The sequence below is a fragment of the Halopelagius fulvigenes genome, from assembly GCF_042662625.1.
Classification (GTDB): domain Archaea; phylum Halobacteriota; class Halobacteria; order Halobacteriales; family Haloferacaceae; genus Halopelagius; species Halopelagius fulvigenes.
The window spans coordinates 184,554-207,222 of sequence record NZ_JBHSXH010000009.1 but is presented as its reverse complement, the minus strand read 5'-3'; the positions used below and the strand labels follow the sequence as shown (position 1 = coordinate 207,222).

Here is a 22,669-nt window from a genome sequence, read left to right as displayed (position 1 = left end):
CCGGAGGCCGAACTCGTGGGTATGGCCCACGTCGTGACCTGCTTCGTTCGGTATCGCGGGCGGGTGCTCCTCGTCCGCCGAAGCGACAGCGTCGGAACGTTCCCCGGTCGGTGGGACGGCGTCTCGGGGTACGTCGAGGGCGACCCGGCCGCCGCCGAGGACGACGCGCGGCGCGAACTCCGCGAGGAGGTCGGACTCGGCGACGGGGAGGTCGAACTCGTCCGCGTCGGCGCGCCCCTCGACGCCTCCACCGCGGAGGGCGAGTTCACCGTCCACCCGTTCCTGTTCGAGGCGGAGACGGCCGAGACCACGACGAACGAGGAAGTCGCCGAGGCGGAGTGGACCGACCCGACGACAGTTCTCGAACGGGAGGCGGTACCCCAGTTGTGGGAGGCGTGGCGGCGCGTCGCGCCCACGCTCCCGACCGTCCGCGAGGACCGAACCCACGGGTCGGCGTGGATAGCCGCGCGCGCGCTCGAAACGCTGCGGGACGCCGCCGCGGACGACGACGCCGACGACTGGGAGTCCGCCGCTCGGACGGCGCGGAAACTCCGCGACGCCCGGCCGAACATGGCCGCCGTCTCGAACCGGGTGAACCGGGCGATAGCGACGGCCGAGCGAACGCCCGAGTCGGTCCGAGAGCGGTGCGTCACCCTCCTCCGAGAGTCCATCGACGCGACCGACGCCGCCGCCGCGAACGCCGCCGAACGACTCGCGGACTCGGAGGCGACGACGCTGGCGACGCTCTCGCGGTCCGGTACCGTCCGGGCGACCGTCGCCGAGTCCGACCCCGAGGCCGTCGTCGTCGCGGAGTCGCGCCCGGAACGCGAGGGCGTCGGCGTCGCGGAGTGGGTCGCTTCGGAGACGGACGCGAGAGCCACGCTGACGACCGAGGCCGCGCTTCCGACGGCGCTCTCGGAACTCGACGTCGACGCCGCCGTCGTCGGCGCTGACGCCGTCCTCCCCGACGGCCGCGTCGTCAACAAGACCGGAACGACGGCGCTGGCACTCGCCGCGCGCGAGGCGGGCGTCCCCCTCTACGCCGTCGCCGCCCGCGACAAGGTGCGCCCGGCGGGCGACGACTGGACGGCCGACGAGGGCGAGGCGTCCGACGCCGTCTACGACGGGACGGAGTCGGTGTCGGTGTTCGCGCCGACGTTCGAGGCGACGCCCGCAGACCTCGTGGACGCCGTCGTGACCGAGACGGGACTCGAGGACGCCGACGACGTGCGCCGCATCGCCGAGGAGCACGCCGAGAACGCCGCGTGGGACGAGTCGGGACCGTAGCGGCCGCGTCGCGGAGTCGGAGCCGAACGCGTCTCTCCGCGGTCAGTCCGCGAGCGTGTCCGGGAAGGTCGGCGGCAGCGGTTCGGGACGCTCGACGCTCGTCTCGATCGAGACGTGGGTCCCCTCCGCCGACGCGTCGCGTATCCCGTCGAGGATTTCGAGCACGTGATTGGCGAGGGCCCCGTTCGTCCGGTGACGCCAGTCGCCGCGAATCGCGGCCGCCAGGTCCGCGACGCCGGCCCCCCGTCCCGCGGTGTACTCGTGGGTCAACTCGACTTCCTCCGTCGTGCCGTCCGCCGAACGGACGTGAACGGGGCCCTCGAAGTGGTTGGGATCCGGGAGTCGGAGCGTCCCCTCCGTGCCGTAAATCTCGAACGCGGGGGACCCGAACGTCGAGCGACCGGGCGCGTCGAAACTCGTCAGGACGCTCGCAGTCGCTCCGTCGGCGAAGTCGATGATTCCCGATTCGTGAGTAGGGACCTCGACGTCGATGGTCTCCCCGCAACGGGGGTCGCTCGTGATGGTGCGCCGGTCGGAGGTGCGGGTGGTCGAACCGGTGACCCGCTTTGCGGGGCCGAGCACGGAGACGAGCGCGGTCACGTAGTACGGCCCCATGTCGAAGAGGGGACCGCCGCCGCGCCGGTAGTAGAGGTCGGGCGACGGGTGCCAACTCTCGTGTCCGCCCGACGCCCAGACGGCCGTCGCCCCCACCGGGTCGCCGATTCGCCCGCCGTCGACGACCGACCGAGCGGTCTGCAGGCCCGCGCCCAAGACGGTGTCGGGGGCCGACCCGACCAGCAACCCCTCGGCCTCCGCGGTGTCGAGAATCGCGTTCGCGTCCTCGAAGTCGGCGGCGAGGGGTTTCTCGACGTAGACGTGCTTGCCGGCCGTCAGGATGTCGTGGCACGTCTCGAAGTGGACCGACGGCGGCGTCAGATTGACCACCAACTCGATGTCGTCGTCAGCGAGCATCTCGTCCGGGGCGTACGCCCGCAGGCCGTACTTCTCGGCGGTCTCCCGCGCACGCTCGGCGTCGATGTCGGCGCAGGCGACGATATCGTACACGTCGAAGCGGTCGTCCGCGCCGAGGTACGCCTCGCTGATCGTTCCGCAACCGAGAATACCCGTCTGAACTGGACCCATACGTCCCTCCCGACCAACAGGGGGAAAAAGGCATAGGTCGACGGAGGGTGACCGGTGTTCGACCAGCGGACGGGCGGCGAATAGCGTAGAAAAAAGTACTCTCGGTCGGTGTCTCGAACATGGCAACCGAGACACAGGCCCTGCTCCTCGGCGGTAACAGGTTCCCGTTCCACCGGTTCGAGCGGATGGGACCGGTACTCGAAGAGACGCTCGCGCCGGTCGGCGTCGAGGCCGACCTGACGACCGACCGGGAGTCGGTGACCGACCTCGACGGCTACGACGTGCTCGTCGATTACACGACCGACAGCACGTTCACCGACGAACAACTCGACTGCATCCTCTCGTTCGTGGAGTCGGGGAACGGCTACGCGGGCGTCCACTGCGCGTCGGACCTGACGACCGTCGACGGGGAGAACCGGGACGACCCCGTGCCCGAACTCCGAGAACTGCTCGGCGGACATTTCGTCACCCACCCGTCGCAGGGGGCGTTCGACGTGAACGTCGTCTACAGCCACCACCCCGTCTCGGCCGACCTCGACGACTTCCGGGTGTGGGACGAACCGTACGTCGTCGAGTACGACGACGACGTGACGGTGCTCGCCCGGATGGACCACCCCGAGAACGGGGACACGCCGGTCTCGTGGGTGAAGGGGTACGGCGACGGGCGGGTGTTTTACTGCTCGCTCGGGCACGATTACCCGGCCATCGTTACCGACGGGACGCAGGCGCTCCTTCGCAACGGCGTGCGGTGGGCGGCGGACACTCCCACGTTCGGGTAGACGGACGCGGAACTCGTCGACGCCGACGCGTGAGTCCGTCGCGGCTAGTCGCGTACCGGGTGGTCGCTTTCGACCGCCCGCGACGGAACCACCCTCCGAAGTCGCCCGGCGGTGTTCTTCCGGAGGTAGTCGAGGACGTCCGTCCCCGTCGGCGGGTAGCGAACCTCTCCGAGTCGGTCCGGTTCCGCGGGCGTGAACGCCGGGTCGGCGACGTTCTCGACGGCCGCCGAGAGCGTCCCCTCCGCGACGCGGAACGCGCGGGCTTTCACCTCCTGCCACGTGTGCAACTCCGAGATGTCGAAGCGTTCGAGGGCGACGATTCGGCCGCCGTCGATCGTCTCGGTGAGGCGTTGCACCGTGACGCCCATTTCGTCGCGGCCCTCCAAGAACTCCCAGAAACCCGCGCCCATCACGCCTCGGTACTCCCGGATGTCGCCGACGTGGTAACTCAACACGCCGTGGGTCGGCGCGCGCAGGACGTCGCCCATCAGGATGCCGAACCCCGTCAGTCGGACGGCGACGTCCGCGTCGGAGACGGCGCTTTCGACGACGGAGTCGGGGAGAACCTCCCCCAGTCCGTCCGCGGGTTTCGGCGCGCAGTACGTCCACTCCGCCTCGGGCACGCCATCGACGTCTTTGATCGGCGCGAGTCGTTCGTACTTGGGCGTTTCGGTCGCCATCCGAACCGCGCCGACCATCGACCAGAGGGGGTACTCGCGCACCTGACGCGCCGCGGCCCAGAGGAACGCGCCGACGCCGTCCGGTCGGGCCTCCGAGTCCCGAAACACGACGTGAGAGATTTCGGCGTCCGTCCGCGAGACTGTACGTTCGAGGGCTCGTTTCTCCCACCGGGGGACGCACTCGTCGCAGAGAACGACCACCCGGAGGGGCCTCTCGGAGTTCGCAGTCATAGTCGAGAACTACGCGGAAGAGGAAACCAGGCGTAGGTAGTTACAGTTGATCTACGCAGTGAATTGCGAGTCATAATTGAAGAAATACGAAGAATCAGATACAGAGCCCTCAGAGGCATCAAATGGGATAAAACAGCCGGGCAGTAAATGACAGATTACAGAGGAAAATTCGCGTCGAGCGGAGAAAGGTGGATTCTTGACGTTCCGGCCGAAAGGGACGGACGGTGGCAGTGAAGACAGTTACCCCCTCCGAGCCCCTTGTGACGAGGACTTCTCCCGAGCCACCGTCTACCGACGCAGCGTGAGTTCCGCCGCGTCCGTCTCTTCGCCTCGGAGCGGAACGCTCGGCGTCTGATTCAACTGACGAACTTCAGCAGGTCGTCGCGCTTCTGTTCGTGGAAGTGATTCTGGAGAGCCGACAGTAATGGGTCGATGTTCCCGCGTTTGGCGGTTATCGGCGCGATGGTGTCCCGCCACTGTTTCCACGGCGGCATCAGGCCGAGTCGGTCGCAGAGTTCGTCGAGGCGTTCGTCCTCGTCGTCCACCTTGTCCATCTTGTTGACGGCGACGACGACGGGGATTTCGAGTTCGCGCAGGAAGTGGAACATCTCCACGTCGTGCGGTATCTCGTCCGGGCCGGAGTGGCGGTCGATGATGTCCACGACGCTCTTTCCGTCCACGACGAGGACGCCCGCCAGAATGTCGTCCGCGTTGGCCTCGACGTACCGCACGATGTCGGTCGTGATCTGCTCGCGGCGGTCCGCCTCGACGCCGGACATGAACCCGAAGCCGGGGAGGTCGGTGAACATGAAACTCTCCGGGGCCCAGTCGAAGTGGTTGGGCTTCCGCGTCACGCCGGGTTTCTTCCCCGTCGTGAACTTCGAGTGCCCCGTCAACTCGCGCATCAGCGTCGATTTCCCGACGTTTGAACGCCCGACGAGGACGACCTCCTGTCGGTCCGGGCGGTCTTCGAACATGTGTGGACGGACGCCGCCGCGGCGGTTAATGCTGACGTTGACGACTTCGTCGAGTGCTCTCTTCGACCCGTGCCCGGAAACTGCCGACCGAGCGTCTCCCGAGAATAGCTCTATCTTCGAACAATCTCTTCTAAGCAACAATCTTATTACGGTGGCTGTGGAGGCTGAGACGGATTCACATGCAGCGGACTTCCGACCAGCCCTCGAACGGACCCCAGCCGGGTGACTCTCCGGAGGAGCTCCGGCAGGCACTTCGTGACGCGACCGCCCTCCTGAACGACGACGTCGAACGGCCGCAGTCGTTCTTCGTGGCGATGCAGTACGGCAACGGGACGGACTACATCCACGCCCACGCCGACAGCAACGACGACCAACTCGACCGGAAGGTGTACGACCTCTTCTCGCCGCTGGCGGTCCATGTCCAGCAGGTCGCCGAGGCGGCCAACGCCGACCCGGAGAGCGTGCTCGAGTGCACCGCCAAGATGCTCGACAGTATCGATGAACCCGAGCGTCTCGGTGAGTAGTCGGAGCGACGCGAGTCCTCACCGCGGCGGGTCCTAGCGGCTCAGGGGGTGAACACCGGTCTGATGCAGCCGTCTTCCTTCTCTTTGAACATCTCGTACCCGCGCGGGGAGTCCTCCAGCGAGAACTCGTGCGTGGCGAGGTACGAGGGGTCCATCTCGCCCTCCTCGACGTGTTCGAGGAGTTCGGGGACGTACCGCTGACCGTGCTGTTGGGCGGTGCGGACGGTGAGGCCCTTGTTCATCACGACGCCCATCGGGAACTTGTCCATCACGCCGTAGACGCCGAGAATCGAGAGTGTGCCGCCCTTCCGACAGGCGCGGATGGCCTGCCTGAGGGCGTCGCCGCGGTCGGTGTGGAGTTTCAGCGCCTGCTTCGTTCGGTCGTAGGCGTGGGCGACGCCGGTGCCGTGCGCCTCCATCCCCACCGCGTCGATGCAGGCGTCCGGGCCGCGTCCGCCGGTCATCTCGTGTAGCGTCTCGACGACGCTGTCTACCTCCGTGTAGTCGATGGTCTCCGACCCCGCTTCCTTCCGCGCCGTCCGCAGTCGTTCGGGGAAGCGGTCGATGCCGATGACTCGCTCCGCGCCCATCAGTCGGGCGCTGTGTTGGGCCATCAGGCCGACGCCGCCGCACCCCCAGACGGCGACGATGTCGCCGGGTTCGATGTCGCAGAAGTCCGCGCCCATGTAGCCGGTGGGCCACGCGTCGGAGGCGAAAAGCGCCTGCTCGTCGCTCAGTTCGTCGGGGACGTGGAAGCAGTTCTCCTCGGCGTGGGGCACCCGGACGTACTCGGCGTGCGACCCGGCGTACCCGCCGAACGCGTGCGTGTAACCGTAGATTCCGGCCGTCGCGTCGCCGAGAATCGGCTCCTGCAACTCGGGGTTCGGGTTCGTGTTGTCGCAGAGCGACCACAGGTCGTCCCGACAGTACGCGCAACTGCCGCACCCGACGAACGAGGGAACGACCACCCGGTCGCCCTCTTCGAGGTTCTCGACTTTGCGCCCGACCTTCGCGACTTCGCCCATGAATTCGTGGCCGATGACGTCGCCCTCGCGCATCGACGGGAGGTAGCCGTCGATGAAGTGGAGGTCGGAACCGCACGCCGTCGTCAGCGTCACCCGCAACACCACGTCGCGCGGATTGACCAGTTCCGGGTCGGGGACAGTCTCTACGCCCAAGTCGTTGACGCCGTTCCAGCAGAGTGCTCTCATTGGTGTCTCCTCATACCGTATCACCGCGTCCGCGAGCGGAGGGGTTGCCTTCGAGCGTCGGAATCTCGCCCGTCTCGACGAGGCTCTTGAACCGGCGAAGCGCCTTCTTCGCGAGGACGGCGGGGACGAACCCCGAGAACTTCATCGCCGCGTTCCCGATTTTCCCGCCCGGCGGGTCGAAGCGCAGGTGGAGCGTCACCTCCGTCCCCTGGTCGCCCGGTGCCGGGCGGAGCCGAATCGACCCCTCGTTCGGCACCGTCGCGTTCTCCACCGACTCCCAGCGCAGGAGTTCGCCGGGCCGACGCTCCACGAACCGCGTCTTCCACTCCATGTCCCGGCCGAACGGGCCGTGAACCGTCCAGTGGAGTCTGTCCTCGTCCACCGGGTCCACGTCGGCGAAGTGACCCATCACCTGCGCCAACTGCTCGGGGTCCTGCCACCGTTCGTACAGTTCGTCCGCGTCGGCTCCGACGGTGACCGTCCGTTCGACGTCCGTCTCGACGGGTTCGGCGTCGCCCTCGCCGCGACTCCCGCCGCGGCCGAAGACGCTCGGGAGGGGGCTTCGCCCCGGGATGCTCCGGTGGAGCAACCACCCGCCGACCAACGCGGCCGCCGTCCCGGGCCACGTCCGCCGCCTGACGCCGAACAGGAGAAGCGCACCGCCGAGAACCGTGGAGGCGATTCGTACCCCCTTCCCGACGCCGGGTTCGGCGTCGGAGGGGTTCGACGTCGGCAGGGCGGACGTCTCCCCGTCCAGTACGTCCTGAATAGGGGCGGTCATGGTGGGACTCGGTTCGACGTACTACTCGTTCGACCCGCGCGCGGCCGACGTTCCGCCGTCGTCCGCCGGCGCTCTCGATACGGTCGGTTCATAGACATTGTGTAACACGCCCTCGTCGGGAACTGGCGGGGCGACGGCATGTGCGTTGGGCCTGCAAACGCCGGAGGTTTCGGTTATTAGTGTCCCGCCCGCCTCCGTTGAGGCATGGAGAAGCAGGAACTTCGAGAGCGCATCTGGGACGAGTTGGAGGAGAGCGGCGAGGCCCGATTTCCGTACCCGCCGCACGGCCGGATTCCCAACTTCAACGGGGCGAAAGAGGCGGCGGAGCGATTGGCGGCCACCGAGGCGTGGCAGGAGGCCGAGACCGTCAAGTCGAACCCCGACGCGCCGCAGTTACCCGTCCGTCGGGCCGCACTGCGGCGGGGGAAGACTGTCTACATGGCCGTTCCCCGCCTCCGAGAGGAGAAGTGCTTCCTCCGCCTCGACCCGGCGGAGATAGACGACTACGACTACGCGAGCACCATCGGCGGGTCGGCGGAGGTGGGCGTACAGGTCCACCCCGAGGAGATGGAACCCGTCGACCTGATAGTGAGCGGTAGCGTCGCGGTGGACGAGTCGGGCGGGCGAATCGGAAAGGGAGAGGGGTACAGCGACTTGGAGTTCGCCGTCCTGCGCGAGTGCGGACTCGTCTCGGACGAGACGACCACGGCGACGACGGTACACGAGATGCAGGTCGTAGACGACGACATCGACGCGGGGGCGCACGACGTACCCATCGACGTACTCGTCACGCCGGAACGGACGGTCAGAGACGAGGCGGAGGAGAAACCGTCCGGCGTCCGGTGGGAGGAACTGTCCGAGGAGCGAATCGAGGAGATACCGATTCTGCGCCGGTTGCGCGCGGAGTAACGCCAGAATTTATCCGGCGTTAACGGCGTCATGAGCGTCTAAATCCACGTTTTCCGGAATGAACGGCCACACCAGTTATCCGTTCTTACGCCGAACGTCTCCCACAGAGCCGAGCCGTACATCGCCGCTCACCGACACCCCGCGAGGGTGAGCGAAAACCGGAGGAGACAAAGCCCATGAGCCAGACCCAACCCCAGACGAACGCGGTAGAGACAGTACTCGATTACGCACAGAAAGACACGTCACCGGAGGACGCCGGCATCGCCGACGTGTCAGAGGCGGTGTTGCAGGACATAGACGATATCGGCGAGGGAGACCTCTCGGCCGAAGTGGTCGGACGCGCCATCGGCGAGGCGTTGGGGCGTGAAATCGGCGCGCGCCTCGGAAACGAACTCGGCGAGTGGTTAGCGCTACGGATACGCGACGCGGTGAAGGGCGGCGACGAGGCGGGGTCGTTCACGGAGATGCTTCGGTCGTGGGTGAGAGCGCTCAAAGAGTGGCTCCGAACGGCGATGGGAGACGCACTGCCCGGAGTCGGCGACGGAAGCGAGGGGGCGCTACCCGCCGGCGAGGAGGTGGAGGACGCCATCCCCGTGTCCGGCGGGTCGGCGGAGTCCGACGAGGAGTCCTCCGACGAAGGAACGTCGGACGACCAGCAAGCCATCATCGACCGCATTCAGGAGTCGTTCGACGTGAGCGCCGAGGAAGCCGCCGCCATCGTCCGCGGCGACGAGAGCGACTCCGAGCAGTCGGATGCCGACGAGGAAGGGACGGACGCGAGCGACGGCGGCGACGGTGCCGAGGAACCCTCGGAAGGGACCGGCGACGGCGTCGCCGCGGACGAGGGAACCGTGGACGAGGCGGTGAGCGCCGAGTCTGACGCCGGCGCGGTCGAAGAGGAAATCGAAGCGGACGCCCAAGGCAGCATAGAGGAGTCGGCCGAGGAAGCCGAAGAAGCGAAGGAGGAGTCCGAGGGCGACGACTCCGAGGCGGAGAGTTCCGACGCCGACGAGGAGGAGACGGACGCGAGCGACGACGGCGGAGACGAGGCGGACGAGTCGAGCGCAAGCGAGGAGTCAGAAACGGACGAGTCCGGCACGGACGACTCGGACGCCGAGGGAGACTCGGACGCCGAGGGAGACGCAGACGCAGGAGGCGACTCCGACGAAGACGACGGTGCGACGAGAGACGAGGTGACCAAGCAACTGGACGGTATGTCGAAAGAGGACCTGCAGGGACTCGCGCAGGACCTCGTGAACGAACTCAAGCAGCGTCAAGAAGGGACGGCCTGACCGCGACTACCGCAACGTAACTACCGTTCGTCCGCGTCCGATTTCTTCTCCGCGTTCTCCGAGGCGGTGAGCCGAGAGCGCATCGGGTGCTGAGCGACCTCCTCCCGACTCAGCTCCCGTTGTACCTCGTCCCACTCCTCGAACATGCCGTACTCCCGCATCGTCGCCATACCCGCGAGGGCGGCGCGGAGTTTCAGCCCCACGAGGGGGATGTCGGCGACGGTGATGAGCACGTCCGCCTCGACGACCGCGCCCTTGTGGAGGAGCATATCGACCAGATCGACGACCGCGTGCTGGTCGCCCTTGCTCGGTTTCACGGCGACCCCTCCTCCGTCGCGCCGACGTCGAGTTCCGGCGCGAAGGAGTACGGCGGCCACGGGCCGCTGAACCGCACCTCCACGCCGTCCTCGGCGGCCACCTCGTCCAGTATCTCGCCGATGTCGTCCTCGCGGTCCACGGGGGCCAACACGGCGAACCGGACGGAACTCATCGAGTCGTCGTCGTCCGGTTGCGCGCCGACGAGCGACGCGCTCCGGTTCTCGCCCAACCGTTGGACCCGTTCGGCGTACCGGGCCAGTTCCTCCGCGACGGCCTCGGCCTCGTTCTCGCGGTGTTCGCGCAGGAGGTCCTCCAACCGCTGTTCGTACTGCTTGCCGACGAGGAACCCGGTTCCCTCCCCGGCCTCCTCCTTCTTCTCACGGAGTTCGCCGAGGCGGTCGTCCGTCTCCGCGAGGCGGTCGGCGAGGGTGCTCTCGTCGCGGCGCACCTCGATGCGGTACTCTCGTCGCCCGGCCAGGGCGTCGAGGGCGTCCCGGAGGCCGTCCGCGGACTCCCGAAGCCACTCCCGCACGGCGTCGTCGTCGCCCGTCAGCACCGTGTCGAAGCGGACGGGGAGCGGGGTGCCGAAGGCGTCCGCGGCGGCGTCGGTCACTCGCTGGTGGGCCAACAGCCAGCGCTTCAGCGTCGTCGGGTCGTCGCTGTCGTACAGTGACTCGCAGCGGTGAACCACCGCGCCGACGTCGCCCTCGGTCACGAGGCGGACGGGTTCGTCCTCGATACCCTCGACGTCGAACTCGGCGTCGGCGTCGTCGGCCCGGACGACGCAGTAGAGGTACCGCCCCTCGTCGAACTCGGTGGCGGAGGCGTCACTCATCGCGTTCGACCTCCGTCGCGGGTTTCACCCACTCGGTGTCCTCGACCTGTCGGATGGCGTCTTCGACCAGTCCGTCCAAGTCGCTCCGGAGGTCCTCGACCGGTTCCTCGATTCCCTCCTGCTCTTTGAGCGACTCAATTTCGGACTCGATTGCGGCCAACTGCCGACCGAGGCGCTCTATCTCCTCGTCGGAGAGGTGACCAGACTCCATGCGCCGGACCGCCTCCCGTTCCAACGCCTCGACGAGCAGTTCGACCACGGTGACGACCAACGCCACCAGCCCGGTTCCGGCGTTCTCGTCGTCTATCTCGATGGTGGTCATGCTTCGTCCCCGTCTCCTTCGTCCTCGGGGGACGTGTCTTCGTCGGCCGATTCCGCCTCCGCGTCGTCCTCCGTGTCGGCGTCGTCGGAGTCCGTGTCGTCGGCCTCCGCATCACTGGACTCCGCGGAGACCGACGACGCGGAGTCTCTCTCGTCCGCGTCGGCGTCGCCGGCGTCCGGTTCGTCGGACGCGTCCGCCGCGGGGTCGCTTTCGTCCGGCGACGCCGGCGTCTCCCCCGTCGCGGGCGTCTCCGCCGACGTCCGCGTCTGACCGCTCGCGGGAGTCTGACTGGTCACGGGCGTCTTCGCGGTCAGGAACTCCGCCTCGTCCCAGTCGTCGTCTTCGTCGTCTTCGTCGTCTTCGTCCTCCTTCCCCCGGGCCTCCGCCGCGTCCAGTTCCTCCTTCGATGACTCGGTCACCGTTACGGGCGCTTCCGCCTCGGAGAGGCCCTCGCGGCGTTCGCCTTTCGCGGCGGCCTCGACGCGGTCCATGTCGGTCCCCTCGGGGAACTCCAGTCCGTACTCCGCGGCCGTCTCGAAGGAGGCGATGGCCGCGCGCACCTTCACCCCGAGGAGTTCGGTGTCGCCGATGGAGACGACGATGTCCGCGTTGATGACGACGCCTTTGTCCAGAAGCATCTCGACCATCTCGGCGAGGTCGGTCTTCTGGCGGGACGGTTGCTCAACCATCGGACTCACCCGTCTCCGGTTCCGTCTCCGCGTTCGGTTCCGTCTTCGTCTCCGATTGTGACTTGCGTGTCTCCGGTTGCGACTTGCGCGCCTCCTGTTCGAACCGAGAGCCGTAGATGCGCTTGCGGTTCGGCGCCGTTGAGTAGCGCGTCTCCTGCGGAATCGTCGAGTAGTGCGTCGCGTGCCCGATGTCGCCGCGGTCGTTCTGTATCGTCCGGACCGCGGTCGGGTTCCGCGAGGAGGTTTTCTTGCTCCGGTTGCTGGTGCGCTCTTGGTTCTTCTCGTAGACCGTCTTCAGTTTCTCGTGGGCCTCCAGCATCCCCGCCCGGAACTCGTCTACGGCCTCCATGGCCTTCGACTGAATCCCTATCTGGACCGCCTCCGGGTCGTAGTCGCCGAGTCCGTCGCCGTCGCCGCCCATCAACCCGCCGTCGTCTCCGGCGACCAGTCCGTCGCCGTCGTCGTCTCCGGCGAGAATCCTGTCGTCGTCGGAAGCGGCGTCGTCTGAATCGCCGCCGGTGAGGGCGTCCGCGGCGCTCTCGACGAACGATTCATCCTCCTCGTCCGCGTCGTCGGAGTCATCGCCGGTGAGGGCGTCCGCGGCGCTCTCGACGAACGATTCGTCTTCTTCGTCGTCGTCGCCGTCGATCAGCCCTTCGAGTTCCGCGATGACGTCGTCCTCCTCGGCGTCCGCGTCCCCGTCGTCGGATCCGCCGAGGAGGCCCGAGTCGTCGCCGCCTGAATCGAGCAGGCCGGACTCTTCGCCCCCGAACATCTCGGAGTCCCGCGACTGCTTCCAGAGTTGGCGGACGTCGGTCGCGTCCAGCATCTTCCGGAGTTCGACCGCGCGGAGGAGTTGCCGGTAGTCGACGGCGTCCCCGATGTCGCCGTCGCGGAGTGCGTCGGGGACTTCGCCGGCGTCGACGGCCTTCACGAGTTCCCCGCCGTCCACGGCGTCCGGGAGTTCGCTCAGGTCCACCGTGTCGAGGACGTCTTCGAGTTCGTCCGCCGTGCGAACCAGTCGCTGGAGGATCTGGAGGGCCTCCTCGACGTTCTCGTCGTCCATCGACTCTTCGAGTTTCGCCATCTCCTCTTCGGTCCGGTCGAGGAGTTCGTCGAGGTCTTCGCTCATCGGTCCCGCCCTCCCTCGGGTTCGATTCTGACCTGTAGGACGCCGTTGTTGAGTCGCGCGGTCGTGTTTCGATCCGGCGGGACGTCAACGGGAATCCGGTCCACTTGGCTACCGTCCACGGCGACGACCAACTCGTCGCCGTCCAGTCCGACCGTCACGTCGTCGGGGTCGAAGTCGCGGAGGTCGACGGTGACGACAGCCACGTCCTCGTCGTGGCTGACCGCCGACGGGAGATCCGCGTTCGTGCGCCGTTTCGTCCGGGGTCGCTCCTTCCGGGGCGTGCGCCCCAGACTGTCGCGCGTCGACCGTTCGTGCTCCGGCCCGTCGCCGAGTCCCGACTCGACGGAGTACCGGTACTCGACGGAGGACCGGTCGGTGTCGAACAGGCCCGAACCGCTCTTTCGGTTGCGCTTTCCGAGCGCCGACAGCAGGTCCGTCAGCGCCCGCAGTCCCGCACCGAGCGACACGCCGTCCCGGTCGTCCGATCGGTTCTCGTCGTCGTCGTTTGAATCGTGCATTAGCGTTTCACCTCTACCTTACCGCCGGACAGTTGCTCGCGCACCTCCTCCGCGAGCGCCAGTTGCTCTTCGAGCTCCTCCTTCCGACGCTCGTACTCCTCTTGCGGCCGTTCGCCCAGTTCGTACAGCAGCTGGTTCTCCTTCAGTTCGTCCTGCAGCGCTTCGATGTCGTACATCTCCTCGAGCGCCAGCTGGTGGAGGACGTCGAGAAGCGAGATAAACGGCCGTACGAGCAGGTCATCGAGGAGGAACATGGCTCATCTGTCGACGCCGACGTGGATGTCGACGAAGTTGTACGGCGCCCACGGACCGGTGTACTGCACCAGCACGTCGCCGAGTTCGGCCTCGAGTTCGTCCACCGCTTCGCCGAACTCGGCCTGCGCGTCGCGCTCGACCAGATACGAGCGATTGAGCAGCAGTCGGTCGCTGAACTGGCCGTTCTCGACTTCGTTGACGCTGACCTCCGTGAGGCGCTCTGCGGCTTCTTCGACGGTGCTCTCGTCGAGGTCGGTGTTCTCCTCGGCGACGACCTTCACGCCCAGTTCGACCATTCCCTCGACGTCGTTGAGGGCGCGCTTGAACGCCGGGCGCGTGCCTCGGAGGACGTTCTTCAGCGTCCGCGCGTCCTTGAACGCCATCCCGAACTGCATGGGAACGACCGTCCGGCCGTCGCCGTGTTCCAGTACCGTCCGTAGCACTTCGTCGTGCGCCTGTACGTTCTCGTCGGTCCGTTCCGGGTCCGTGGTGTCGATGTCGGAGACGATGGCCGAGATGGTCTTGTGGGTGATCGTGTACACTCGCTCGGCCCCTCCGACCCCGGATATCTCTAAATCGAGGTCCTCTGCGTCGATGGCTCCGTAGACGTACAGGTTCTCTTCGCTCATTGGAATCTTCGCGCGGAACCGCGGCCGTCCGCGACGGCTGCCCGCACACCTACATATAAGGGGAGCGAGCCGGATAAGACATGGTGTTTATCAAAATTACTGAATTTACCCTGTTCGATTGTTTTCTCAACACAGGGATTAATTCGCTAATTGCTAACTGTATGTCCTGATAATCTGTCTACATTCACATATTGGCCTCAAGCCTCATTACGCTCCGGTTCGGAGATGAGTTCCAGGTCGATTAAAATGGCACAACGAACACCCAACTCGTCAAGTCTCGCGGAAGTCCTCGACCGGGTCCTCGACAAAGGCGTCGTCATCGACGTCTGGGCCCGTATCTCCGTCGTCGGTATCGAACTGCTCACCGTCGAGGCGCGCGTCGTCGTCGCGTCGGTCGACACCTTCCTCCACTACGCGGAGGAGATAGCGAAGATCGAACAGGCGAGCGCCTCGGGCGACATCGACGAACTAGAGGAGATAGAAGTCGAAACCGAGCCAGCGCAGACGCAGTAACCGACTGAATGTCCGACGGCTCCGAACACAACCGGACGGTACGCGGCCTCCGCGTGCGGTCCGACAAGGAGGGAACGCAGCGCCGAAGCAAGGAGGAGAAGGACCTCGACCGGCACCGGTCCGAGGTGGACGAAGGCGGCGACGACGGCCCCTTGTCGGCCGAGGAGGTCGCCCACCGGTTCGAGCCGTTCGTCGAAACCGACGAGACGCAAGCGCTCGTAGAGCGCATCAACAACTGGTGGGCGGCCGAACAGCCCGTCCACCTCGTCGGACCGACCGGGTGCGGCAAGACGACGATGGCCGTTCAAGCGGCCGTGGCGCGCGGACGCCCCATCGTCTGGATAGAAGGCGACGACGCGGTGGACACCGCCGCGCTCGTCGGCGAGCACGCGGGTAAAGAGCAGTACACAGAACGCGACCAGTACGTCAGAGACGTGGTGAAGAAGAAGTCCATCACCCGCGACCGCTGGGTGGACAACCCCCTGTCGGTCGCCGCGCGGGAGGGCGCGACCCTCATCTACAACGAGTTCTCGCGCTCGAAACCCGCCGCGAACAACGTCCTCCTGTCGGCGTTCGAGGAGGGCCTCCTGGAGTACTCGACCGGTCGCGGGGCGGACCGAACCGTCGAGGTCCACCCCGAGTTCCGGACGGTGCTCACGTCGAATTCGATCGAGTACGCCGGCGTCCACCGCCCGCAGGACGCACTTCTCGACCGACTCGTCGGCATCCACATGGGCTTCTACGGCCGGGAGACGGAGGTGGAAATCGTCGATTCGGAAGTCGACGAACTCGACCGCGAGAGCATTGAGAAGATCGTCACCATCGTCCGCGGCCTCCGCGAGGAGATGGACATCACCGTCGGCACGCGGGCCGCCATCATGGCCGCGCGCGGACTGGCGGCGTTCCCAGCGGACGACGACGTCCTCGTGGACATCTGCACCGACGTCCTCGCCTCGAAGGTGTCCTCGCACGAGGAAGTCGAGGAGATTAGGGGCCAGATTCAATCCATCGTGGGAGGAATGTGACACTATGGCCGAAGCCCCAGCGACGACTGACGAGACGGAGCGATGTATCGCTCTCACCCGCGACGGCGAGCGGTGTTCCCGAACCGCCGGCGACGGCGAGTTCTGTTACCAACACGGAGAGAGTGACGAAACGATAGACGAGATAGCCGCGGACGGCGGGACAGAGGCGGAGAGCGGTAGCGAAAGCGACGGCGGGAACGGAGGCGACGCGCAAAGCGAGGAAGATACCGAACAGAGCGGAGGCGACGGCGAAAACGAATCCGAGAGCGACGCCGACTCGGAATCTGACGCCGACGCCGATTCGGAATCCGACGCCGACGCCGACGCCGACGCGGAGTCCGCGGACGGAACCGAAGCGAGCGACATCGGCCGGGAAGGCGACGAGACGGTGGACTCGGACGCGGACGGAATCGAGGACGCCGCCGAGGGAACCGGCGGGGAGTCCGTCGATATCCTCGAGGTCAGACAGATCGTCGAAACCACCGCGTCTGACCTCATCGGACGGGAGTTAGACGGCATCAGCGAAATCAGGGCCGAGGAGGACGGCTGGTTGGTCGTCGTCGACCTGATAGAGCGTCCGGCGGTGCCCGACTCCCAGGACATCCTCGGCAGTTACGAGATCGAACTCGGACCCGGCGGCGCGATTCAGGGCTACCGCCGCGTCAACCGCTATCGACGGAGCGACACGGCCGACGTGGAGTGACGCCCTCGCGCGATTTTTCTGTCGCGGCTCGCGATTGTCGTTACTACCGTGACTGAGAGCGTATCCCCCGAAGTTTTCCCCCGTCCGTCCAACGTTCAGTCGTGCGACTCGTCCAAGTGATGGTTCCGACGGGGAAGCGACAGGCCGTCGTCGGAGTCCTCGAAGAGGAGGGAATCGACTACGCCCTCTCCACCGAGTCGAGCAACCGTCAGTACGCCGCCGTCGTCGCGTTCCCCATCCCGAAGGCGGCGGTCGAACACATCCTGAACCGCCTCCGCGACGTCGGGATAGAACGCGACTCGTACATCGTCGTCACCCAGGCCGAGACTGTCGTCTCTCGGCGGTTCGACGAACTCCAAGAGGAGTGGGAGGAGGAGAACCCCGAGGGGAGCGACCGGATCGCGCGCGAGGAACTCGTCGCGCGCGCCGAGGAGATGGCGCCGCGGACGCTGACGTTCGTCGTGATGACCATCATCAGCGCCATCGTCGCCACCGCGGGAGTGCTCCTCGACTCGCCCGCCGTCGTCGTCGGGTCGATGGTCATCGCTCCCCTGGTCGGCCCGGCAATGACGACGAGCGTCGGCACGATAATCGACGACCGGGAGATGTTCGTCCGCGGGGCGAAGTTGCAGACGTCCGGCATCCTCCTCGGCATCGTGAGCGCCGCTCTCTTCGCGTTGATACTCCGGACGACGAACATCGTCCCCCTCACCGGGCAGGAGGTGTTCTCCATCGGGGAGGTGGAGTCGCGCCTCTCGCCCGACGTTCTGTCGCTGGTCGTCGCTCTCGGTGCGGGGGCAGCCGGGGCGTTCTCGCTCGCCTCCGGCGTCTCCGCCGCCCTCGTCGGCGTCATGATCGCCGCGGCGTTGGTGCCCCCGATGGCGGTCGTCGGTATCGGCCTCGCGTGGGGGTCGCCGGTCGCGGTGCTCGGGTCCATCGTGCTCGTCCTCGTGAACGTCCTGTCCATCAACGTCGTCGCCCTCGTCGTGTTGTGGCGGTTGGGGTACCGGCCGAAACTGTGGGTCCAAGAGAACGAAGCCCGGTCGATCATGATGACGCGCGTCACGACGTTCAGCGTGATTCTGCTCATCCTCACGGCCGTTCTCGGCGCCGCCACGTACGGCTCGATTCGGAGCGCGGAGTTCGAGAACGACGCCCGGGCCGCCATCGAGGCGTCGCTTCCGCCGGACGCGAGTCTCATCTCGATGGAGGTCGGGTACCGGAGCTTCCCCCTCCTGACTCCGGAACGCATCACCATCACCATCGGCTATCCGCCGGGCGAACCGCCGCCGCAGGTCGCCGACGAAATCAGCCGCAAACTCAACGCGCAGGTGCCCGATACGCTCGAACCGTGGAGAGAGGAGGGCATCCAAGTGGAGGTGCGGTACATCGCCATCCAACGGCCGGGAGGGGCCGGCGATGCGACGACTTCCAGAGACCAGGACGGCGGCCCCGAACGCCCCGCGGTGTCCGCGGCGGGGGTCGGACCCGGGTCGCTCGCGGCGTGAGTGACTGAAAGAGGCCTTTGTTCATACGGCGAGTTGAATACCTGAGCCGCCGATGTACTATCATGCGATACAGAGCGTACCTACTCCCGACCGCACTCGCCGTCCTCGTCCTGCTATCGGGGTGCCTCGCGCCCCTGCAGACCGACGGCGGAAGCGACGACGGGGCCGCCGCCGGCCCCGCGACTATCTCGGCGTCCGGGTCCGGCGACGTGACCGCTGAGGCCGACCTCGCGGTGATTTCGGTCTCCGTGACCGCCACCGCCGACTCGGCCAACGCCGCCCGCGAACGAGTCGCCGAAGACGCAGACCGGATGCGACAGGCCCTGCGCGACGCGGGCGTGCCCGACGACGCCGTCGAGACCACCGCCTACCGCGTCGACCCCCAGTACGACCACTCCGGGGGCAACCCCGAAGTCGTCGGCTACCGCGCGGTCCACACCTACAGCGTCGAAGTCGAACCCGCCCGCGCGGGCGAAATCGTGGACGTCGCCGTCGGCAACGGCGCGAACGAAGTCGGCCACGTCGCGTTCACCCTCACCGAGGAGACGCGCGCCGAACTCAGGCAGCAGGCGATAGAACGCGCGATGGACGCCGCCCGCACGGACGCCGAGACGCTGGCGTCCGCGTCGAATCTCACCCTCGGCGAGGTCAGGTCCGCCTCGACGGACGGCAGCAACTCCCCGATGTACTACGACCGCGCCGCCGCCGAAACCGCCGCGGGAGGCTCCACCTCCTTCGAACCCGGCCCGGTGACGGTGACCGCGACGGTCAGCGTCACCTACGAAGCCGAGTAACCGCGAGTAACCGCAGAACAGTCGCTTCGGCCCTCCACCGAAATCCGTATTTTCCGACCTACTCCCGCCGAGACGGCGGGATGTCCGGTTCGTATCCGACCGCGTCGACGGCGGCGTCCAACACGTCGTCGATGCTCTCCTCGTTCTCGACGCTCATGTAGAGGTCCGCCTCCACGTCCGTCGAGCGGTCGCTCTTGTTGCAGACGGTCAGGACGGGCACCGGGAACTGCGCCTCGACGGAGTCGCGGAGCACCAACTGCGATTCGAGGGGGTAACCGCACGCTTCGCTCGCGTCCACGACGAAGATGACGGCGTCCGCGAGGTGCTTGAGTGCGCTCGCGGCCTGCCGTTCGATGTCGTTTCGCTCCTCCTCGGGCCTGTCGAGGAGTCCCGGCGTGTCGATTATCTGGTAGCGAATTCGGTCGCGTTCGAAGTGGCCGATTTGGACGCCGCGCGTCGTGAACGGGTAGCGCGCTATCTCGTTGGAGGCGCGGGTGACCCTGTTGACGAACGACGACTTGCCGACGTTGGGGTAGCCCGCGACGACGATGGCGGGTTCGTCCGGGCGGATGTCGGGGAGGTCCTTCAGGTCGTCGCGCGCCTCGCCGATGAGGAGCAGGTCGTCTTCGATTTCGTCCATGATGTCGGCCATCCGGGCGAACGCCTGCTTGCGGTGCTTCCGCGCCGTCTCCGGTTCGGTCCTGCGGAGTTTCGGCTGGTACTCGCTGCGGATCTCGGATATCTGCCGACTCGCCCACGTCACCTCGGAGAGGGCCTGCCGGAGTTCGTCGACGTCCACGATGGCGTCCGCGAGTTCGTAGTAGAAGGGGTCCACGGTGCCGAAGTCGGGCCACTCGGTGACGACGTTCTCTAAGTTGTCCGAGAGGATGGACGAGGCCGTCTGGAGCATCGACTGCTGGGCCTCCAAGCCCGACTTCGCACGTCCGGACCGCGCCGCGCGCGAGAACGCCTTGTCGAGAAGTTCCTCCGACCGCGGCGTCGTCGGTAGGGACTCGAAAATCATGTTGCAGCGTCTACTCGGCCGAAGGGTAAAAGGGCGTCCTTTGGTGTCGCGGCCCCAGACCGGGGTTCACCGCGGCGACCGACGACGCACGTCGAGTTTGACGCGGTACGGAAAGTCGCCGCCGCCGTCCCCCTCGCGGCCGCCGTCATCGTCGCTCTCGACGCTCACGTCCCCGTCGAGTAGCCACGTGCCCGCCCCGCCCTCGTTATGGAGCGACAGGGAGAACGTAGCGGGGTCGAACGGCGCGCGCGGACTCGCGGACGGTCGCCTCGACGGAGAGGGGAACGTCGCGCACGTCGCTGACGTACGTGGTGTAGTACCGGCCGGCCGCGCGGAGGTAGTCGGCCGCGCGGAGGCGTTCGAGTGCGGAGTCGGGCAGGTCGTTCGCCCCGAACGCGCCCGGCGCCGCGGCGGCCTCTCGGAGCGTCGGACGGACCGACTCCGGGAACGACGAGAGCGCGACGCTCTCGCCCCGCCGTTCGGTGCCGAGGTCGTTGAACCGGAGTCCGTAGTCGAATCGCTCGGCCGTCGCGTCGAGTTCGTATCGCCGCGTTCGGTGGAGGACGCCCGCGCCGACGGCGACGCCCGCGGCGGCGAGGAAGCGGCGGCGTTTCACGCGAAACGGTTGGGGTTCCGACATCGAAACGGTTTCGGAGCGACGCTTCGGGCCGCCGCACCGGACGGTAAGAGCGGACTGCCACGATGCTTTTGCGCGCGAGAAACGTACGTTCGACCATGGCAATAGACTGGCGCGCTGTCGCCGTCGGCTTCGTCGTCATCCTCGTCGTCGGAGCCGTCGGCCTGAGTCTGCCGGTGATCGGACAGATAGGCGCGGGACTCCTCGGCGGGTTCGCCGCGGGCTACCTCGCCGGCGGGAGTCTCGGACACGGCGCGTGGAACGGCCTCGTCGCCGGGTCGATTTCGGGCATCATCCTCACGGTCGGTCTCGCCCTGTTGGGGAGCCTCGTCGGCCTCGCCGGCGGTCCCATCGGGTCGGCCATCGGCGGCGGGGGCGTCCTCCTCGTCGGACTGGTCGTGACGCTCCTGTTCGCTATCGACAGCGCAGTCGCCGGCGCGGTCGGATCGTGGGCGAAGGGCGTCTAAAACAGCTCTTACTCCTCGCGGCCGCGGTCGAGGTACTCGCGTTGAACCTCGACGACCTCCGTCGAGTCCTCGCAGGCGGCGTAGCGACGCAACGGTTCCTCGTTGAGTTCGAGGAAGGTGTGACCCCACGTGAACTTCGAGAGAATCCCCTCCGCGCGGTCTCTCCGGCCGAAGATGCACAGCGCCGCGGCCAACGCCTCGACGGTCGTCAGGCGCATCGGCCGCCCGAAGTTGACCGGGTTGGCCGCGACGAGGTACGGCAGGGCGCGGTGGTCGCCGGGCAGCGAGAACATCGCCTCGCCCGCCGACCCCCACGAACAGTCGAGGGCGACGAGGTTCGACGCCCCCCCGTCTGCGGGAGAGAGCGCGCGCTCCGCGTGGGGGTTCAGGACGACGCCGTACGGCGTCGCGCGGTCCGAGCGGTGGAGTTCCGCGAGGTCGAACTTCGCGAGTTTCCGGGCCGTGCACTTGTTCGGGTCGTCGTCGCCCTCGTAGCGAACGTGGAGTTCGTACGCGCTCCGATCCCGCGTCCCGTCGGCGTCGGCGTCCGCAGTCACATTCTGTCGCAGGCGGCGCGCCGACAAAAGGGGTTCGTCGCGCCGCGGGCGACAGACAGATGCCGCTCGTGGCAGAGAGGAACGGTATGGAACCGACGGACGCTGACGAGACGCAGAGCGCCTCACCCGCCAACCAGAACGCGGAGCGTTCTGGTGACGTCGCAGAACACGGTTCTGCGGGCAGCGAGACGCAGTCTGGCGACGTTGACGAGCGAAGCTCGTCAGCCCGCCAGACGCAGTCTGGCGACGACGACGACGGAACGGACGCCGCCGGAGACGGCCGAGACGAGGCGGACGCCGCACTCCGATACTATGAGGCCATCGACGCGGGCGACTACGACCGGCTCCGGTCGCTCCTCGCCCCCGAGTTCGTCCACGATCGACCCGACCGGACGTTCGAGGGGCGGGACGCGTTCGTCGCGTTCATGCGCGAGGACCGTCCCGAGACGGACACGACCCACGAGGTGGTGGACGCGTACCGCGCGGCCGACGGCGACGGGCGGGCCGTCCGGGGGCGGTTGGTCGGCGCTGACGGGACGGTCCGGTTCGAGTTCGTCGACGCGTTCGCGTTCGACGGCGGTCGAATCCGCCGAATCGACACGTTCACGCGGTGAGCGTCACGGCTCGTCCCTGACCGCGATGACGCCGTCCGTGTCGACCCTCACCTCTCGGTCGCCGATGTAGAGCAACACCGAGAGGTCGACGCCGGCGTCCCGAGCCCTGACGAGTAGGTTCTCGACCGCCTCCGGGTCCGTCCCGGAGAGGCAGGTGGGGCGTTCGGCGTCCGCGTCCAGAGAGAGGAGAATCGACGCGTCAAGTTCGTCGGGGTCGTCGAATCGGTGGCGTCCGACGGCGTACCACCGCGACTCCTCGGCCGCCGTCATCGAGTATCACCCGGTACATCGTAGCGAATCCGTCTGACCATACCC

At 67.1% G+C, this 22,669-nt stretch carries 28 protein-coding genes and 1 pseudogene; 12 read left to right on the top strand and 17 right to left on the bottom strand.

Features of this window, described 5'->3' with window-relative positions; genetic code table 11:
* Nucleotides 1-21 precede the first annotated feature (21 nt).
* The gene (locus ACFQEV_RS03370; protein ID WP_379692623.1) at nucleotides 22-1,287 is read left to right on the top strand and encodes an eIF2B alpha/beta/delta subunit family protein; all 1,266 of its coding nucleotides are present in this window, start codon (nucleotides 22-24) and stop codon (nucleotides 1,285-1,287) included.
* A 42-nt stretch (nucleotides 1,288-1,329) separates the two neighbouring features.
* Here ACFQEV_RS03370 and ACFQEV_RS03365 read toward each other — a convergent pair whose 3' ends face one another.
* The gene (locus ACFQEV_RS03365; protein ID WP_379692622.1) at nucleotides 1,330-2,430 is read right to left on the bottom strand and encodes a Gfo/Idh/MocA family protein; all 1,101 of its coding nucleotides are present in this window, start codon (nucleotides 2,428-2,430) and stop codon (nucleotides 1,330-1,332) included.
* A gap of 119 nt (nucleotides 2,431-2,549) precedes the next feature.
* Between ACFQEV_RS03365 and ACFQEV_RS03360 the strand changes: the two genes are divergently transcribed.
* On the top strand, nucleotides 2,550-3,209 hold the full coding sequence (locus tag ACFQEV_RS03360; protein WP_379692620.1) for a ThuA domain-containing protein: 660 nt from the start codon (nucleotides 2,550-2,552) through the stop codon (nucleotides 3,207-3,209).
* A 44-nt stretch (nucleotides 3,210-3,253) separates the two neighbouring features.
* Here ACFQEV_RS03360 and ACFQEV_RS03355 read toward each other — a convergent pair whose 3' ends face one another.
* Together ACFQEV_RS03355 and engB are read right to left on the bottom strand one after the other, a co-directional pair.
* Nucleotides 3,254-4,120 carry a formyltransferase family protein gene (locus ACFQEV_RS03355; RefSeq protein ID WP_379692618.1) on the bottom strand — a complete coding sequence of 289 codons (867 nt, stop codon included), beginning with the start codon at nucleotides 4,118-4,120 and terminating at the stop codon, nucleotides 3,254-3,256.
* A 356-nt stretch (nucleotides 4,121-4,476) separates the two neighbouring features.
* On the bottom strand, nucleotides 4,477-5,097 hold the full coding sequence (gene engB / locus ACFQEV_RS03350) for a GTP-binding protein EngB (protein ID WP_379692616.1): 621 nt from the start codon (nucleotides 5,095-5,097) through the stop codon (nucleotides 4,477-4,479).
* 179 nt (nucleotides 5,098-5,276) lie between these two features.
* Between engB and ACFQEV_RS03345 the strand changes: the two genes are divergently transcribed.
* Nucleotides 5,277-5,621, top strand: a complete 345-nt coding sequence (locus ACFQEV_RS03345) for a hypothetical protein (RefSeq protein WP_379692615.1) — start codon at nucleotides 5,277-5,279, stop codon at nucleotides 5,619-5,621.
* Nucleotides 5,622-5,662: 41 nt separating this feature from the next.
* Here the strand turns inward: ACFQEV_RS03345 and ACFQEV_RS03340 are convergent, their stop codons facing one another.
* Both ACFQEV_RS03340 and ACFQEV_RS03335 read right to left on the bottom strand, forming a co-directional pair.
* Nucleotides 5,663-6,832: a zinc-dependent alcohol dehydrogenase gene (locus ACFQEV_RS03340; protein WP_379692614.1), complete on the bottom strand. Its 1,170-nt coding sequence runs from the start codon at nucleotides 6,830-6,832 to the stop codon at nucleotides 5,663-5,665.
* Between the two features lie 10 nt (nucleotides 6,833-6,842).
* Entirely contained in the window at nucleotides 6,843-7,613 is a 771-nt protein-coding gene (locus tag ACFQEV_RS03335) for an SRPBCC family protein (RefSeq protein ID WP_379692612.1), read from the bottom strand.
* Nucleotides 7,614-7,817: 204 nt separating this feature from the next.
* Between ACFQEV_RS03335 and ACFQEV_RS03330 the strand changes: the two genes are divergently transcribed.
* Nucleotides 7,818-8,522 carry a 5-formyltetrahydrofolate cyclo-ligase gene (locus tag ACFQEV_RS03330; protein ID WP_379692611.1) on the top strand — a complete coding sequence of 235 codons (705 nt, stop codon included), beginning with the start codon at nucleotides 7,818-7,820 and terminating at the stop codon, nucleotides 8,520-8,522.
* Between the two features lie 176 nt (nucleotides 8,523-8,698).
* Nucleotides 8,699-9,814, top strand: coding sequence for a putative sodium/potassium/calcium exchanger (locus ACFQEV_RS03325; protein ID WP_379692610.1), 1,116 nt, complete (start codon nucleotides 8,699-8,701; stop codon nucleotides 9,812-9,814).
* A 20-nt stretch (nucleotides 9,815-9,834) separates the two neighbouring features.
* Here ACFQEV_RS03325 and gvpM read toward each other — a convergent pair whose 3' ends face one another.
* From gvpM to ACFQEV_RS03285, 8 genes are read right to left on the bottom strand one after another with little or no spacing between them, the layout of a single operon-like run.
* On the bottom strand, nucleotides 9,835-10,131 hold the full coding sequence (gene gvpM / locus ACFQEV_RS03320) for a gas vesicle protein GvpM (RefSeq protein WP_379692608.1): 297 nt from the start codon (nucleotides 10,129-10,131) through the stop codon (nucleotides 9,835-9,837).
* Nucleotides 10,128-10,967 carry a gas vesicle protein GvpL gene (gvpL, locus tag ACFQEV_RS03315; protein WP_379692606.1) on the bottom strand — a complete coding sequence of 280 codons (840 nt, stop codon included), beginning with the start codon at nucleotides 10,965-10,967 and terminating at the stop codon, nucleotides 10,128-10,130. The genes gvpM and gvpL overlap by 4 nt, the downstream gene beginning before the upstream one ends.
* The gene (gene gvpK, locus ACFQEV_RS03310) at nucleotides 10,960-11,289 is read right to left on the bottom strand and encodes a gas vesicle protein GvpK (RefSeq protein ID WP_379692605.1); all 330 of its coding nucleotides are present in this window, start codon (nucleotides 11,287-11,289) and stop codon (nucleotides 10,960-10,962) included. Before gvpK ends, gvpL begins: the two co-directional genes overlap by 8 nt.
* Nucleotides 11,286-11,978 carry a gas vesicle protein GvpJ gene (gene gvpJ, locus ACFQEV_RS03305; RefSeq protein WP_379692604.1) on the bottom strand — a complete coding sequence of 231 codons (693 nt, stop codon included), beginning with the start codon at nucleotides 11,976-11,978 and terminating at the stop codon, nucleotides 11,286-11,288. Before gvpJ ends, gvpK begins: the two co-directional genes overlap by 4 nt.
* Complete coding sequence (locus ACFQEV_RS03300; protein ID WP_379692603.1) at nucleotides 11,971-13,110, bottom strand: hypothetical protein; 1,140 nt, start codon at nucleotides 13,108-13,110, stop codon at nucleotides 11,971-11,973. The genes gvpJ and ACFQEV_RS03300 overlap by 8 nt, the downstream gene beginning before the upstream one ends.
* Entirely contained in the window at nucleotides 13,107-13,628 is a 522-nt protein-coding gene (gvpH, locus tag ACFQEV_RS03295) for a gas vesicle protein GvpH (protein ID WP_379692602.1), read from the bottom strand. Before gvpH ends, ACFQEV_RS03300 begins: the two co-directional genes overlap by 4 nt.
* Nucleotides 13,628-13,882: a gas vesicle protein GvpG gene (gene gvpG / locus ACFQEV_RS03290; RefSeq protein WP_379692600.1), complete on the bottom strand. Its 255-nt coding sequence runs from the start codon at nucleotides 13,880-13,882 to the stop codon at nucleotides 13,628-13,630. The genes gvpH and gvpG overlap by 1 nt, the downstream gene beginning before the upstream one ends.
* A gap of 3 nt (nucleotides 13,883-13,885) precedes the next feature.
* Nucleotides 13,886-14,512: a GvpL/GvpF family gas vesicle protein gene (locus ACFQEV_RS03285; protein WP_379692598.1), complete on the bottom strand. Its 627-nt coding sequence runs from the start codon at nucleotides 14,510-14,512 to the stop codon at nucleotides 13,886-13,888.
* 246 nt (nucleotides 14,513-14,758) lie between these two features.
* Here ACFQEV_RS03285 and gvpA point away from each other — a divergent pair, with 246 nt between their 5' ends.
* From gvpA to ACFQEV_RS03260, 5 genes are all read left to right on the top strand, one after another.
* Nucleotides 14,759-15,025 carry a gas vesicle protein GvpA gene (gene gvpA, locus ACFQEV_RS03280; RefSeq protein WP_217628970.1) on the top strand — a complete coding sequence of 89 codons (267 nt, stop codon included), beginning with the start codon at nucleotides 14,759-14,761 and terminating at the stop codon, nucleotides 15,023-15,025.
* An 8-nt stretch (nucleotides 15,026-15,033) separates the two neighbouring features.
* A complete protein-coding gene (gvpN, locus tag ACFQEV_RS03275) occupies nucleotides 15,034-16,050 on the top strand; it encodes a gas vesicle protein GvpN (RefSeq protein ID WP_379692597.1) in 1,017 nt (338 codons plus the stop codon).
* A gap of 4 nt (nucleotides 16,051-16,054) precedes the next feature.
* On the top strand, nucleotides 16,055-16,753 hold the full coding sequence (gene gvpO / locus ACFQEV_RS03270) for a gas vesicle protein GvpO, halophile-type (protein WP_379692595.1): 699 nt from the start codon (nucleotides 16,055-16,057) through the stop codon (nucleotides 16,751-16,753).
* 101 nt (nucleotides 16,754-16,854) lie between these two features.
* The gene (locus ACFQEV_RS03265) at nucleotides 16,855-18,261 is read left to right on the top strand and encodes a TIGR00341 family protein (protein WP_379692593.1); all 1,407 of its coding nucleotides are present in this window, start codon (nucleotides 16,855-16,857) and stop codon (nucleotides 18,259-18,261) included.
* A 62-nt stretch (nucleotides 18,262-18,323) separates the two neighbouring features.
* Nucleotides 18,324-19,055, top strand: coding sequence for an SIMPL domain-containing protein (locus tag ACFQEV_RS03260; RefSeq protein ID WP_379692592.1), 732 nt, complete (start codon nucleotides 18,324-18,326; stop codon nucleotides 19,053-19,055).
* A gap of 58 nt (nucleotides 19,056-19,113) precedes the next feature.
* On the opposite strand, the gene ACFQEV_RS03255 is transcribed toward ACFQEV_RS03260, so the two are convergent.
* Together ACFQEV_RS03255 and ACFQEV_RS03250 are read right to left on the bottom strand one after the other, a co-directional pair.
* Nucleotides 19,114-20,079 carry an NOG1 family protein gene (locus ACFQEV_RS03255; RefSeq protein ID WP_379692591.1) on the bottom strand — a complete coding sequence of 322 codons (966 nt, stop codon included), beginning with the start codon at nucleotides 20,077-20,079 and terminating at the stop codon, nucleotides 19,114-19,116.
* Nucleotides 20,080-20,284: 205 nt separating this feature from the next.
* Nucleotides 20,285-20,695 (bottom strand): hypothetical protein, encoded by a 411-nt coding sequence (locus ACFQEV_RS03250; RefSeq protein WP_379692590.1) that lies wholly within the window; start codon nucleotides 20,693-20,695, stop codon nucleotides 20,285-20,287.
* A 119-nt stretch (nucleotides 20,696-20,814) separates the two neighbouring features.
* Here ACFQEV_RS03250 and ACFQEV_RS03245 point away from each other — a divergent pair, with 119 nt between their 5' ends.
* Nucleotides 20,815-21,183, top strand: coding sequence for a DUF5518 domain-containing protein (locus ACFQEV_RS03245; RefSeq protein ID WP_379692589.1), 369 nt, complete (start codon nucleotides 20,815-20,817; stop codon nucleotides 21,181-21,183).
* An 8-nt stretch (nucleotides 21,184-21,191) separates the two neighbouring features.
* Here ACFQEV_RS03245 and ACFQEV_RS03240 read toward each other — a convergent pair whose 3' ends face one another.
* Complete coding sequence (locus ACFQEV_RS03240) at nucleotides 21,192-21,740, bottom strand: DUF367 family protein (RefSeq protein ID WP_379692588.1); 549 nt, start codon at nucleotides 21,738-21,740, stop codon at nucleotides 21,192-21,194.
* 248 nt (nucleotides 21,741-21,988) lie between these two features.
* Here ACFQEV_RS03240 and ACFQEV_RS03235 point away from each other — a divergent pair.
* A pseudogene (locus ACFQEV_RS03235) lies at nucleotides 21,989-22,354 on the top strand (nuclear transport factor 2 family protein); the annotation flags it as partial.
* A 3-nt stretch (nucleotides 22,355-22,357) separates the two neighbouring features.
* On the opposite strand, the gene ACFQEV_RS03230 reads toward ACFQEV_RS03235, so the two are convergent.
* Nucleotides 22,358-22,624: a hypothetical protein gene (locus ACFQEV_RS03230; RefSeq protein ID WP_379692586.1), complete on the bottom strand. Its 267-nt coding sequence runs from the start codon at nucleotides 22,622-22,624 to the stop codon at nucleotides 22,358-22,360.
* Nucleotides 22,625-22,669 lie beyond the last annotated feature (45 nt).